The sequence below is a fragment of the Acinetobacter sp. YH12070 genome (assembly GCF_013419625.1).
Taxonomy (GTDB): domain Bacteria; phylum Pseudomonadota; class Gammaproteobacteria; order Pseudomonadales; family Moraxellaceae; genus Acinetobacter; species Acinetobacter amyesii.
The window spans coordinates 1-12,954 of sequence record NZ_VOZT01000072.1 but is presented as its reverse complement, the minus strand read 5'-3'; the positions used below and the strand labels follow the sequence as shown (position 1 = coordinate 12,954).

Sequence of the window (12,954 nt, the reverse complement as noted above, 5' to 3'; positions counted from 1 at the left end):
GTCCAGATTTAAATCCAATAGAAAATATGTGGTCACGAGTCAAGGCGATTCGAACTAAGTTTAGAGTTAAAGATATTGATAAATTATTTAAAGATTACTGTAATGATTTATTTGGTATTTAGCTATAGTGCAGATGATTTGCGCCAAAACATAGCATGTCTGTTCAAAGGACAGATTCAGAAATAAAAAAGGCATCACCAAAACCTGTTGATGATGCCCTCTTTATTTGGTCTATTCGCCGATTAGAACTTCAGACGTACACCTGCGCCATACCACCATTGTTTTTCACTTCCAGTTTCAGCTTGCCATGCCGTATGCTGATTTCCTTTTTCATAGCTGTAAGCAACATCGATAAATGGCATCAACTTTTTATTAATTTCATAGCGTGTTTCTAGCCCTAGCCATACAGCACTGAGTCCTGTTTTTTGTGCATAGGCAGAATCATCACTCAGCACCACATCTAGGTTCAGATACGGTTTTAAAATCAATTTTTGCGTCAGCAGCAGATCACGTTCGGTTTCTAAAGAAAAACTGACCTGTTTTTCTGCACCAAGATATAAATAAGCATCGGTTTCAAAGAAATAAGGTGCCAGACCATGCAGACCCACCGCAGCATCTAACTGTTCCTTGTCCGTCACTTGATGTTCATCGACACGATAACGTGCGCCAATTTGCGCATCCCAAAAGTCAGAGATCATACGGCTATACATCACTTGAGCCGCATAATCAGCGTCTTGAGATTCTGCTTTATCGGCATGTAGTTTGATGAAGAGCTTATTTTCATCGGTCCCGATTCGACTCTCAATTTCAGTCTTTAAACTTCCACGACCATCGGCATTATTGAGCCATCGACTGTCGATCTCAGTCGCTTGATAAATCTGTCCACCATGTTCACGCTTATGATCAACAGGATGCTGCGCAGAAGCAGCACGTGACGCAATAGATGATACATTTGCATGTTCTGCATGTTCTGCATGTTCTGCATGTTCTGCATGTTCTGCATGTTCTGCATGTTCTGCATGTTCTGCATGTTCTGCATGTTCTGCAGTATGCTCCATCTGGCTCGATTCAATCGCTGTTTGTATCTCTTGATGCGACGAATCATGTGAGGAATGCGACTCATGTTGAGCTGACATCAGCATGCTGTGATGTGCATCTTGCGCCATGGTCATTTGAGTGACAGATGCCAAAGCTAAACCCAGTACTGTATATGTGCATGGTTTAATGATGCGCATGAGACACCTCCTTTTTCGGCACAGATGCTGTTTTAGTATTCTCCGCGACATTTGCGACCACAAGTTTATTCATCATCCCTGCAGACATGTGATACAGCAAGTGACAATGAATCGCCCATTCCCCTAATTCATTGGCCGTTAACAGAGCCGTGACAGTTTTCCCCGGCGGCACAATCACCGTATGTTTATTTGGCATTTCAGAAGACACTTGCCCATTTTCCAATTGCATAAACATGCCATGTAAATGCATCGGATGCGCCATCATGCTGTCATTGACAAATTTCAATCGAATTCGCTCACCATATTTCACCTGCAGTGGTTCGGCTTCACTGAATTTTTTGCCATTCATGGTCCACATGTAGCGTTCCATCGTTCCACCCAAATGAATAACCAAATCTTGCGTCGCTTCACGTGTATCAGGCTGCGGGGTTAACGCTTTTAAATCACTATATTGCAAGGCCTTATCACCGACAGGTGTTGAAGCATTGGCCCAACCCATAACCGTTGCTGAATTTTCAACTGCATGCATCTCTCCTTTAGACTGTGCATGATCCATCGCTGCATGCGTATCATGTTTCATGGATGAATCCATTGAAGAGTGGTTCATTGAAGAGTGGTTCATTGATGAATGATCCATCACACTATGATCCATATTGGCATGCGCCGTATCTGACATGTTCTGTTTATGAATGTCTGGATGTTGCATAGCAATATGTGCAGTCACTGGGGAATGGTCCATGTCATGTCCCATAGCGGCATGATCATGTACTTGATTCGGCTGAATCTTTGACTGATTTTCAGTATGCGCGCTGTGCTTATGAGCATTCGCTTGCTGGATTGCTGAAGTTTGGGTTGGGCCTGCTGCCGTATGTCCCATATTGCTATGCTCCATACCTGACATTGAACCATGGCCCATATCTTCCATGGTCAGCAAAGCGCGTGGTCGTGCATCTGGCATGCGAATGCCTGAGTGCTGAGGCTGAGTTTCATCATGTAATGTACCGATCGCAAATCCTGTCCGATCGATCGACTCAGCCTCTATCTGATAGTGCGCAGATTTAGGCTCTACAATCACATCGTAGGTTTCCGCAGCACCAATGCGGAATTCATCGACATTGACCGGTTTTACCGCTTGGCCGTCTGCACTGACCACCGTCATTTTGAGCTGAGGAATGCGCACATCAAAAAACGACATGGCCGCAGCATTTACAAAACGAAGTCTGACTTTTTCATTGGGCTTAAACATCCCCGTCCAGTTCTGCTGTGGTGTTTTGCCATTCACTAAAAACGTATAACCCGTGACATCAGACAAATCCGTTTTCAGCATACGCATCTGATTCCACATTGAACGGTCTTGCCAAGTGTTTTTTAAACCTGTTCGTTGAATTTGCGTCCATACATCTGAAACCGTTTCACGCTGATTTTGATAGTATTCGGCAGACTTTTTCAGATTTGCCATAATCTGAGCGCTAGATGATTCATGAAAATCCGACAGCATGACCACATAATCACGTTGCGATTGTTCATGTGCGGCAAGTGCTTGTTTACCTTTCGGATAAATTACCAAAGCGCCATACAATCCGTCTTGTTCTTGGCCTTTGGAATGAGCGTGGTACCAATAGGTTCCGCTTTGACGGACTTTAAATTTGTAAGTAAAGCTGCCATCCGGCTGAATTTCATTGAAACCATTAAAACCGGGTACACCATCCATTAAACCGGGCAGCAATAGACCATGCCAATGCACCGAGGTATTTTGTTTTTTGAGCTGATTATGCACATGGATGACCGCATCATCGCCTTCTTCAAACTCCAGTAAAGGTGCTGGAAACTGACCATTGACACTGATTTTTTTGACCGCTTTACCTGTCAAATTGATGGTCTTTTCATCAATATTCAGATGATATTCTTTAATGGCTGCAAACGCCCACGTTGGAGACAGCAGACATACCCCGAGCACGAGGCATGATTTAGATAAATTAGACATGACTTAACCTTTATAAAATAACGAAAAAACGTATTTAATACTCAGGTTAAGCTTGCGGAGGTCTTAGAATTTCTTGCCAAAAGCCTTTTAAATGCTGTCCAGCAAAAATGAAACGAGGAGGTTCTGCATAGTGATGCACATGGAAGGTCTGCAATGCGACCAAGGCGCTATCGACATAAGAGGTACTGATTTGGCAATGTGCGAGTGTACAGTCCTGACAGTCTGTGTTTTGTATCGATGAATGATGCACCAGACCATCTTGCTGTGCAGATGGCGAATCTAAAGATTGATGACAGTCCATCATTGAAATGACTTCAGGTGTCGGCTGCTTGCCATGATGTGCTGCATGCTCTGGAACAGCTTGCCGCTGATTTTGATGGCAATTTGCCATTTTAAAATGCGAAGGATCAGTATGTGCTGTTTGAACTGATGCCTGATGGGCATTTGCGTTCATCATTTGTTGATGTTGAAAATTTTGCTGAGCACTAACCACACTGCTCCACCCCATGACAAACGCCATGAGCCAAGCAAAGCCAAGATGCTTTCGCAAAAAATTGAACAATTTAGTACCCTAATTCAACCCAATGATGCACTGTGACAACATGTCCCTATTAACACATCTTTAGAAACATCACGCGATCGGCTCAGCCGAAATCCGCATGAAACACCATGAAGATATTATTTACGATTCAAATGCAATCACATGACATTTGTATCAATATGACATGCAGCTCGACCGATTTATCCATCATGAACGATACATTCAGAAATATCTAATAGCACGAGCTAGTGCGATCGATGATGTGTTTTGCCAGTCGCAGCGTATCTCAATAGTTGCTAACAGCATAATTAATTGTGCAGTTATTCACAACAGTTTTAAATTTATTGCGCTGTCATAAAAATCAGCGCATATCTGCCAGTTAAAACATAAAAGTTATTTTTTAAACTGATTAATTATTTATCATAGATTAATAAAAATATAGTATTTCAAACACTTTACCCCATAAAAAAAGGACTCAATTGAGTCCTTTTTATACTTAATACGTCTAATTATTAAACCATTGATGCACAATCGTTTATAATTTATCCAAGTTATCCATATAGTTATCTACACAGATATCCATACGGTTATCCATATAGTTATCCACAAGCGAGGAATAACTTATACCCAAAGGCTTAAGCCTCTTGAGCATGCACTTTTGCCAACTCTGAACGCATGTCATCAATCACAGCTTTATAATCAGGCTTACCAAAAATCGCTGAACCTGCAACAAACATGTCTGCACCGGCTTCAGCAATGTCACGGATATTGGCTGGGGTAACACCACCATCCACTTCTAAGCGAATATCACGGCCTGAAGCATCAATAATTTTTCGTGCTTGACGCAGCTTTTCTAAAGTCATTGGAATGAACTTTTGACCGCCAAAACCTGGGTTCACACTCATCAACAAGACTTGGTCAACTTTATCTAAAACGTAGTCTAAATAATGCAAAGGTGTCGCAGGGTTAAACACCAAGCCCGCTTGCGCACCACCAGATTTGATTAACTGTAAAGAGCGGTCAATATGGTCAGTTGCTTCGGGGTGGAAAGTGATGATATCTGCACCAGCGTCTAAGAAATCGCCAATCATACGGTCTACCGGTGAAACCATTAGATGCACATCAATTGGCGCTTTAATGCCGTATTTTTTCAATGCCTTACAAACGCCCGCACCAAAAGTTAAGTTCGGTACATAATGATTATCCATGACATCGAAATGAACAACATCTGCACCTGCTTCTAGAACATTTTCAACTTCTTCACCTAAGCGCGCAAAGTCTGCTGACAAAATTGAAGGTGCGATTAAGAATGGCTTGGACATGAAAAACCTAGCTTTGAAAAGGGAGTGATTGACACATTATAGCAAATTGTCCCCCTATTCGCTGCCCATGCCCTTAGTCGATTTTTCGATGCCAATGATTGAGATAGCTGGGATGGAAAAGTTCTTAGATAAATATGAATAAAGATCTCTACGACAGAAACACAGCGTTGCATTTTTAAACTTAACGGGCATCCATTTTCTTTACTAAGTTAAAGAACTGACGACTTAACAATAAAATTGCATCTATGAAAAGTTCAACACACATCACCACCGCCCAAGCAGCACGTGTTGCTAAGCGCTTAGTCAATCATTGGAAACATAAATTTGAAGTCAATGAACAGATCATTGGAGAAAATACTGCATTCAAGATTCAACTGCCCTCTCCAGAAGTCAGTCTTTTACCACAAGCTGCATTTTTAGACGTGATGATTTCAGCCCAAGATCCAAGTGCAAATCTAGATCAATTGGAACATGTGGTATTAGATCATTTGATCCGCATGGGGCAAGAAGAACTCAGTGCAATATGGCAACGCGAACCGTAGTCTACGTCGCCATATTGTCAAAGCCTTTCACTCAATGCTGATGTGATTGGTAATTTCTGACTGCATCAATACGGGCTTTCGTCGCTGGATGTGACTCAAAGAAGTCTGTCCAAGATCTCTGATCTTTGGCACTTTCATCCTTTGCACCTTTCTCTTTTGCTGTTTCACCATCAGCTTCATCTTCCATACGTTGTAAGAAGTTTGCAAAATGTGCCGTTGGAATTTGATGTTTTGAAAGTTGTTTTAGGGCATATAAATCTGCTTCAGATTCAAAATCTCGAGAGTAACTCGCACCCACCGCAGCCACCGGCAAACTGGTAAGAATGTCAGAGCCATCTCCTGTAATCATCAACAAAATAATACTGATGCCTAAACCTGACAAACTTTGCTGCAAACTATGGCGTTGAACTAAATGCCCCTGCTCATGTGCAAGTACACCAATTAACTCATAATCATTTTTCGCTAATTTAACCAACTCATCTGTCACGATAATGGTGTTATTGGGTATCGCCAATGCATTTGCACCGATGCTGCCACCACCGCGGAATAACAACTTCGCAGGACGATTTTCAGCCACGAATTGTTGATATTCTTGCTTCAACTTATCTTGGCGTGCTTGTGGCAATTTTGTGGGTTCAGTCATATCAATAATATATTTTTCAGCCTGATCGCCCCAACTCTTTAAAGCTGTCTCAGGAAGTTGATTAGCCACCACATGTGATGCCGCAGGTATGCCCCATTTAATCAAGACAAAAGCAAAAGCCACCACGAAAATCACACTAAAAATGATTAAGGAGGGCGAACGCTCTAATTTCCAAATCGAATGCAAACGCGACTTTACGTCGAGATTAAACCACTCTGGCAAAGGTTGATGAAACTCTAAACGAGCATCGTCCTTTAACTCGATCACCGGCTGAATATCACCTAAAGCACCGATCAGCGTCATATCTTGATAGGTGTAATGCTGCGTTTGTTCTAGGTCTTGACCATAACGCACAATCACAGCATGTTCCCCATCTGCGCTGATTTGAGCAACAAAGGGTTTTGACACTTTCCCATCATAATAGGTTGCATTCACTACTGATGTTTTCATGTAATTCACCTGCGTTATAAGGAAATATCTAGGTCAAAAATATCGGATAATTCTTCAGCAATCGCATTGTGATCTTGCTGCATTTGATTGTGTAATTGGTCAGGATCATCGACCAACATTAAATGCAAAGATTCAGTCTGATATTTATATAGTCGTACAACTGCCCATGGTGTCAGTAAACCGAGGCTAATCACTTTAGCCAACCAATTGCTCAAGACAATCCATGCATAGCGCCATTGATTACAGTCCGTATGAAACTGGCTGCGGCTCAAAGTAGTGTTATTCCAAGTGGTAATAAAAATACGTGCAGCGGTGAGTGGCCAAATAAACATGTAGCCAATCAAATACATACCAAAAATAATGAAGACATAAGATGCGTCATTTAAACCATCTGAGCTACCAAACAGTATCGCAAAGATTACTGCCAGCAATGCACTAAAGCCCATAAACAGAAATAAAGGCACATACATGGCGCGCATATAATCGCCCCACGTATTATTCAGATTAAATTTCAACTGACCAAGATACAAATGATTCAGACATTCACGTTTATATAGCCAAACCGCAACAGGTGTAAACAAACCGAGGGTAAAGACAACTACCGCAAGACATTTGACAAAGCACCAATACGCGCTTTTATTCGTCCCAGAAAAAAAGAATCGGCTATTACTGAACTTACTGTTACGGGCACGGAAACGAATCGTAGATCGAATAAGCCAAGGAACCGCAAAGAAGATTAGGACAAAGCCCGCTAAGAAAGCTTCCCAAGAATAATTTATAGCAAAAGAGAAACCACCATAGACCACTAGCGCAATGATTCGCCCGACTAAAATTTTTGTAGGCAAACCGGTAAAGTCAAAACAACGCTGAAACACCCAAGTATTACCGTAAAAATACCGTAAACGGCGGACCTTTGCCCAAGGCGCATAAAGTCCAAGCGTGACAATCGTCAGTAAGATATTCACAATCCAAATACCGAAATATTCAGACGCATTACCTTTAAACCTAAAATGATAATTTCTTCCCAAAACATCAGCCTGTTCTGTCTCACCAAATAGACTCGGTGGATTCATCACGGGCAGCTCTGGCGGAAGCGGCGTTTCCATTTGTGAATTTTGCATAAGTACCCTAAATTATTTTTTTTGGTATGTCGAATTTATTCATTTGCATGGCAATGCTCATCACCATGCTTTATTTATACGTATATCAAAGCAAGCTATGCCTCAATATTTTTAACTACTGGCTTTTAGATTAATGAACTACTGTTTGCAATTGGACAGCGTGAAATTGCAAATGATCATCCATAAAACTTTGAATAAAATAATAACCATGATCATAGCCTGCATGTTCACGCAGTTCGAGTGGCTGCCCAACTTGCTCACACGCTTGCTGAAACAACGCCGGATTTAACTGGCTATAAAATTGATCATCAATGCCTTGGTCAATCAAAATGGCTTTAAACAAAGCCCCTTTGGATTGCACTAAAGCTGTAGCATCATGCTGAAGCCACTGCTGACGGTCTGAACCTAGATATTGACTAAAGGCTTTTTCGCCCCAAGGACACTGACTCGGCGCACAAATCGGTGCAAAAGCAGAAACCGATTTAAACAGGTCAGGATGCTTCAACGCTAAAGTTAATGCACCATGACCGCCCATACTATGTCCGAATATGCCAATCGCACCCTTTTGTACCGGAAATTCAGCCTGTACCAACGAATACAATTCTTCAGTGATAAAACGTTCCATTTGATAATGCTCGGCCCAAGGTTGTTCCGTTGCATTAATATAAAAGCCTGCGCCTTGCCCAATATCCCAATGATCGCCTTGCGCCACCTGTTCCCCACGTGGAGAAGTATCAGGGCTGATTAAAATCAGGCCGAGCTGCGCAGCTAAACACTGTGCATGCGCTTTAATGGCAAAGGTTTCTTCAGTACAGGTTAATCCCGCCAAATAAAACAATGCAGGACACGCTTGGCCTTGCAAGGCTGCTTCCGGCAGAAAAATACCGAACTTTGTTGGGGTTTTTAGACTTGAAGAATCCAATTGATAAATGCGCTGCTCACCCGCAAAACAAGTATTTCGTTGTACTAATTCCATGATCTTTATCCTAAACTTTTTTAATCTTTTAAGGCGTAACCGTCGTAGCCGGTGCAGTAGTTGTCGGCGGGAACAATCGTTGTTCTAATTGAGGCAACATTAATGCCATGTTTTTCCCCATAGACCACTGTGGTTCAGAAGGTTCGAAACCTTGCGCTGCTTCCCATTTCGCTACAGTCGCTTTGGTTTCATTAAATGCCGCTTGAATACTGGTCTGCTCACGCATCGCCTGATCAAAGAACGCACGGCCAAAATAGGTGTATTCAGCTTCATTCGAACAGCCAAAAGACTGACGATCTGCTGCCGATGCAGTAATGATTAAAGTATTATCATTTTGTAGTGCTGGAATAAAACTGCCTGAATAACATGAAGAAATCACAATTACACGCCAACGAATTCCGGATGCATCCAAGGCTTCTTTTAACCATTTAGGATCGACTTGCGCCAAATCCAAAGGTGCATTTTCCATTTCAAAGACATTCGGTAAACCATGTGAGGTCATATATAAAAATAAGACATCACTTTCTCGGTTCATCTGTTGACCAATACGACGCAGCGCCAACTCCATACTGGTTTTAGATGCCAGCGGAATTTCAGTGCGCGTTGCAGGGTTATTGATAAGCTCAACCGAACGCCCATAGGTGCCAAAACGTGTATCAAACTGTTCTTTAATCCGTTCAATTTCCAGTTTAAAGACATCTTGATAACTCGCACCCGCCACCCCTAAGAAGTACCAATGGGATTGGGCAAATTCACCATATTCGACTGCATCTAAGGATTTATTGAGCAAACGGCTTTGTGCATAGAAGGCATCTTCAGCAAAGCTTGGTGGAACTTCTTCCACTTTCCAAATCGGCTGATCTTTGACTGAGACTTGCCACACGACTAAAGTAAATAGCGTCGCACCCATAATCAGTGCCCGCTCCCACCATGGCCATTTCAACTCACGTGAAAATACCCAAACGACAGCCAAACTTTGCCAAACAAATAGAATAATGAATAACGTTGGAATGTAGTCATATAGGAAGTATGGGAGAAAATCGAGATCTCCCATATATTGAATCAAACATTGAAACAACATGATGTGCGTATCAAGCACCAACCAGAGCAATGCTGGGACCAACATTAACCGTGGATTATTCACACGTTGTGACAGGAAAATCCCCACGATTAAAGCAATAAATGGCCACAATGCATAGCTAATGAGACCTTGGGCATTAAATTCGCCAATACGTCCCGTGCTGAGCCAACTAAATAAACTGTTAGCACAACCACCTAAAATCCCCCAAAACACCAATTGTAAAATCGATGGTCGAACGATTTGTAAAGAACGACGAGACCCCAAAAATAACCACATCCCCGCAGTTTGGTTGCTTTTAAAATCATGCCAAAAATTGATGGAGGGTTTGAAATCAATCATAGAGTTCTGATGGTGGCCTTGGCTCGCTTAATCGCACAAATAATTTTATGCCTGATGTCGTTTTTAGCAATGCTATTTTTTAACTATATAACAAATCTTTGAACAATATTGAAGCAAATATCATTTTAAGTCACAAGATCATGTTGGAAATATGCATCAAAGCGACAAGCATCACCTTGCCACTGATGTTGTGGCTCTTGATTCGCTAAAAAAACCGCCAATCGTGGACGTTTAACCACGACACGTTTAGCAATTTTTTGTGCTAAATCCAGTAAATTATCACCTAAATCCATTTCACCATCTTCAGGTAACAGTAAATGCAATAATTGCATTTGTTTTTTGACCTGAGCTTGCTTTTTGACGGCTTGCTGGTTTTGATCTCGCTGCGGAAACATAGGATCGAGATAAACCACGTCAAAGATTTGATTGGTCGTCGATAAATGTTTCAAATAATCTGCCGAATCTGAAAAGACCAATTCAATTCGAGCCACAACCGAACTTAAAAACGCATCTTGCTGCGCACGTTGATGTGAGTCTTCCAATAGGGTAAATAAAATCGGATGACGTTCCACAAGGGTCACATGAGCACCCAAATGTGCCATTAAGAGACTGTCGTGCCCTAGCCCTGCGGTTGCATCTACAAGCTGTGGTTTTTCAGCCAAATTACACGCACGTGCAATCATCTCAGACTTTAAGGATGCTCGCTTTAAACGCCCCACTTCTGCTTTCCAATCGGGTTGCATCTTCATGCCATTGGCCGCTAACCACAAGCCATCTGCATCGACACACAAACTGAGTTCAGAGTTTAAACGTAAAAAACGCGCGTTTAATTTTTCAATCAATTCAATATTTACAGATACGCCACGTAAAGAAAGCACAGCAGAATACTGCTGTGCTTTCTCATGAAACTCTTGTTCTGTGTATAAGCGGATTTCGCTTACCATAATTTCCAGCCTGTAAATGCGAACAACAAAATCAATAAACCCGAAACAATTCGATACCATGCAAAAATCATAAAATCACGTTTTGCCACATAAGCAACAAGCGCACGAATCAAAAGTAATGCCGAGACAAACGAAACGATTAAACCAACGGCGATTACCGTCCAATCTTGAGTGCCTTGAAATACATCATAGCTTTGATATAAATCCAGCAAACCTGCACCGACAATAACCGGAATACCCAAAAAGAATGAAAACTCAGTGGCTGCTTTACGAGAAACCCCTAAGAACATGGCACCAATAATAGTCGCACCTGAACGTGAAGTCCCTGGAATTAAAGACAAAACTTGAATTAAACCAATCCAAATCGCATCTTTAATGGTTAAATCTTCTACTTCTTTGGCACGCACTTGCGGTGGATTTTTTTCGATCCAAATAATGATCAAACCACCGATAATCAACCCCATAGCAATCGCAATGTTATTGAACAGCAGCTCTTTCACCGTCTGACCAAACGTCAAACCAATCAATACGATTGGAATCGAAGCGAGAATTAAGCCAAAACCTAAACGGCGACCTTTTTCTTCACCAGTCACCATACCGGTTGCTGCGCCCCACAGGCGGCCCCAGTATTCATAAATCACCGCCGCAATCGCACCCATTTGAATTGCGATCACGAAAACATCACTTTTTTCTTTGGTCCAAAAGTTCATTAATTCTGAAGCCAGAATTAAATGCCCTGTACTTGAAATCGGTAAAAATTCGGTAATACCTTCAACAATACCCATGATTGCCGCTTTGAGCAGCAGTAGAAGATCCATATATAACCCTAATTATGGCTTGCCTTGTTCTGAAATTTTCTTCCAGGCGTTATCTCGTAAATATACGGGCAATGCAAGTTCAGCACTCACCCATGCTTTTCTTTGCGCCGCTTCGCGGGCAATAGTAGCAATATCTTGTGCTGTTGCACTTAAGTCTTTGTATTGTGTTTGTTCTGATTGAATGAGCTCACTACCAGAACCCACGACAGTAAATTTGATCTGTGGTGTGGCATCGGCGTAGCTTAATAATTGTTCTTCATCAACAGCCTGCATAATGCCATTGGCATCGAGTTGATAGCTGGCGATGTACACTTCTTGCATGCGTGCATCAAGGACTGCAGTTACTTCAGTCAAACCATGTACACGATGCGCCGCTTGAGCCAAAGCTTGCAAAGTCGATACTGGAACAACAGGTACGTCATTGGCCCATGCCAAGGCTTGTGTTACCGCTGCATTAATACGAACACCACTAAATGAGCCAGGCCCACGACTAAAGGCAATCGCAGTTAAATTCGCTAACTCAATAGCAGTTTGATTAAGCCCTTGCTCAATCATTGGGAGAATAGTTTGCGTCTGCGCTTTTGCCCGTAAATCGAGTTGAAAATAAAGCTCTTGAGTTTCATCTACAATCGAGACGGAACACTGCTCATTGGCAGTTTCCAATGCCAGTAATTTCATGCGCAACCTTAATTAAAGTTAATCTTAAAAAACGTTGAATATGATACTCCACTCCATCGCAGTTCGCGAGATTTTCCACCTCAGACACAGCGCTTTCTGCATTTAATCCATAAAAAAGCCTCGACAAACTTCGAGGCTTTTTTGCTTGCCATGTTGTCCCGTCCTGAAATAAGTTTACACCTTAAGAGACTTATTTTATGGAACATGCACAAGAACAACGAGTTAAACGCACACAACGTGATTATAGCTTCGCCTTTAAAATGATGGTTGTACATGAAGT

12 protein-coding genes are annotated in these 12,954 nt (G+C 42.0%); 1 reads left to right on the top strand and 11 read right to left on the bottom strand.

Annotated features, from left to right (window positions below):
* Positions 1-242 precede the first annotated feature (242 nt).
* The 4 genes from FTU17_RS15470 to rpe all read right to left on the bottom strand — a co-directional run bounded on the left by FTU17_RS15470 (position 243) and on the right by rpe (position 5,082).
* The gene (locus tag FTU17_RS15470) at positions 243-1,235 is read right to left on the bottom strand and encodes a copper resistance protein B (protein WP_180135961.1); all 993 of its coding nucleotides are present in this window, start codon (positions 1,233-1,235) and stop codon (positions 243-245) included.
* Positions 1,222-3,219: a multicopper oxidase domain-containing protein gene (locus FTU17_RS15465; protein ID WP_180135960.1), complete on the bottom strand. Its 1,998-nt coding sequence runs from the start codon at positions 3,217-3,219 to the stop codon at positions 1,222-1,224. Before FTU17_RS15465 ends, FTU17_RS15470 begins: the two co-directional genes overlap by 14 nt.
* Before the next feature lie 46 nt (positions 3,220-3,265).
* Entirely contained in the window at positions 3,266-3,727 is a 462-nt protein-coding gene (locus FTU17_RS15460; RefSeq protein ID WP_180135959.1) for a hypothetical protein, read from the bottom strand.
* Positions 3,728-4,395: 668 nt separating this feature from the next.
* A complete protein-coding gene (gene rpe / locus FTU17_RS15455) occupies positions 4,396-5,082 on the bottom strand; it encodes a ribulose-phosphate 3-epimerase (protein WP_168378513.1) in 687 nt (228 codons plus the stop codon).
* A gap of 245 nt (positions 5,083-5,327) precedes the next feature.
* Here rpe and FTU17_RS15450 point away from each other — a divergent pair, with 245 nt between their 5' ends.
* Positions 5,328-5,624, top strand: a complete 297-nt coding sequence (locus tag FTU17_RS15450; RefSeq protein ID WP_180135958.1) for a DUF2218 domain-containing protein — start codon at positions 5,328-5,330, stop codon at positions 5,622-5,624.
* Positions 5,625-5,655: 31 nt separating this feature from the next.
* Here FTU17_RS15450 and FTU17_RS15445 read toward each other — a convergent pair whose 3' ends face one another.
* The 7 genes from FTU17_RS15445 to tsaB all read right to left on the bottom strand — a co-directional run bounded on the left by FTU17_RS15445 (position 5,656) and on the right by tsaB (position 12,674).
* Positions 5,656-6,717: a M48 family metallopeptidase gene (locus tag FTU17_RS15445; RefSeq protein WP_180135957.1), complete on the bottom strand. Its 1,062-nt coding sequence runs from the start codon at positions 6,715-6,717 to the stop codon at positions 5,656-5,658.
* Positions 6,718-6,731: 14 nt separating this feature from the next.
* A complete protein-coding gene (locus tag FTU17_RS15440; RefSeq protein WP_180135956.1) occupies positions 6,732-7,838 on the bottom strand; it encodes a YjgN family protein in 1,107 nt (368 codons plus the stop codon).
* Between the two features lie 130 nt (positions 7,839-7,968).
* A complete protein-coding gene (gene fghA, locus FTU17_RS15435) occupies positions 7,969-8,814 on the bottom strand; it encodes an S-formylglutathione hydrolase (RefSeq protein ID WP_180021431.1) in 846 nt (281 codons plus the stop codon).
* A gap of 28 nt (positions 8,815-8,842) precedes the next feature.
* Positions 8,843-10,234, bottom strand: a complete 1,392-nt coding sequence (locus FTU17_RS15430) for a C13 family peptidase (RefSeq protein ID WP_078192361.1) — start codon at positions 10,232-10,234, stop codon at positions 8,843-8,845.
* Between the two features lie 125 nt (positions 10,235-10,359).
* Complete coding sequence (locus FTU17_RS15425) at positions 10,360-11,178, bottom strand: class I SAM-dependent methyltransferase (RefSeq protein ID WP_168378507.1); 819 nt, start codon at positions 11,176-11,178, stop codon at positions 10,360-10,362.
* Positions 11,172-11,996 (bottom strand): undecaprenyl-diphosphate phosphatase, encoded by an 825-nt coding sequence (locus tag FTU17_RS15420; RefSeq protein WP_180008558.1) that lies wholly within the window; start codon positions 11,994-11,996, stop codon positions 11,172-11,174. Before FTU17_RS15420 ends, FTU17_RS15425 begins: the two co-directional genes overlap by 7 nt.
* A gap of 12 nt (positions 11,997-12,008) precedes the next feature.
* On the bottom strand, positions 12,009-12,674 hold the full coding sequence (gene tsaB / locus FTU17_RS15415) for a tRNA (adenosine(37)-N6)-threonylcarbamoyltransferase complex dimerization subunit type 1 TsaB (RefSeq protein WP_180009923.1): 666 nt from the start codon (positions 12,672-12,674) through the stop codon (positions 12,009-12,011).
* Between the last annotated feature and the right edge of the window lie 280 nt (positions 12,675-12,954).

Coding starts and splice junctions, on each gene's coding strand:
- FTU17_RS15470 (WP_180135961.1), bottom strand. CDS start 1,235: ATGCGCATCATTAAACCATGCACATATACAGTACTGGGTTTAGCTTTG.
- FTU17_RS15465 (WP_180135960.1), bottom strand. CDS start 3,219: ATGTCTAATTTATCTAAATCATGCCTCGTGCTCGGGGTATGTCTGCTG.
- FTU17_RS15460 (WP_180135959.1), bottom strand. CDS start 3,727: ATGGGGTGGAGCAGTGTGGTTAGTGCTCAGCAAAATTTTCAACATCAA.
- rpe (WP_168378513.1), bottom strand. CDS start 5,082: ATGTCCAAGCCATTCTTAATCGCACCTTCAATTTTGTCAGCAGACTTT.
- FTU17_RS15450 (WP_180135958.1), top strand. CDS start 5,328: ATGAAAAGTTCAACACACATCACCACCGCCCAAGCAGCACGTGTTGCT.
- FTU17_RS15445 (WP_180135957.1), bottom strand. CDS start 6,717: ATGAAAACATCAGTAGTGAATGCAACCTATTATGATGGGAAAGTGTCA.
- FTU17_RS15440 (WP_180135956.1), bottom strand. CDS start 7,838: ATGCAAAATTCACAAATGGAAACGCCGCTTCCGCCAGAGCTGCCCGTG.
- fghA (WP_180021431.1), bottom strand. CDS start 8,814: ATGGAATTAGTACAACGAAATACTTGTTTTGCGGGTGAGCAGCGCATT.
- FTU17_RS15430 (WP_078192361.1), bottom strand. CDS start 10,234: ATGATTGATTTCAAACCCTCCATCAATTTTTGGCATGATTTTAAAAGC.
- FTU17_RS15425 (WP_168378507.1), bottom strand. CDS start 11,178: ATGGTAAGCGAAATCCGCTTATACACAGAACAAGAGTTTCATGAGAAA.
- FTU17_RS15420 (WP_180008558.1), bottom strand. CDS start 11,996: ATGGATCTTCTACTGCTGCTCAAAGCGGCAATCATGGGTATTGTTGAA.
- tsaB (WP_180009923.1), bottom strand. CDS start 12,674: ATGAAATTACTGGCATTGGAAACTGCCAATGAGCAGTGTTCCGTCTCG.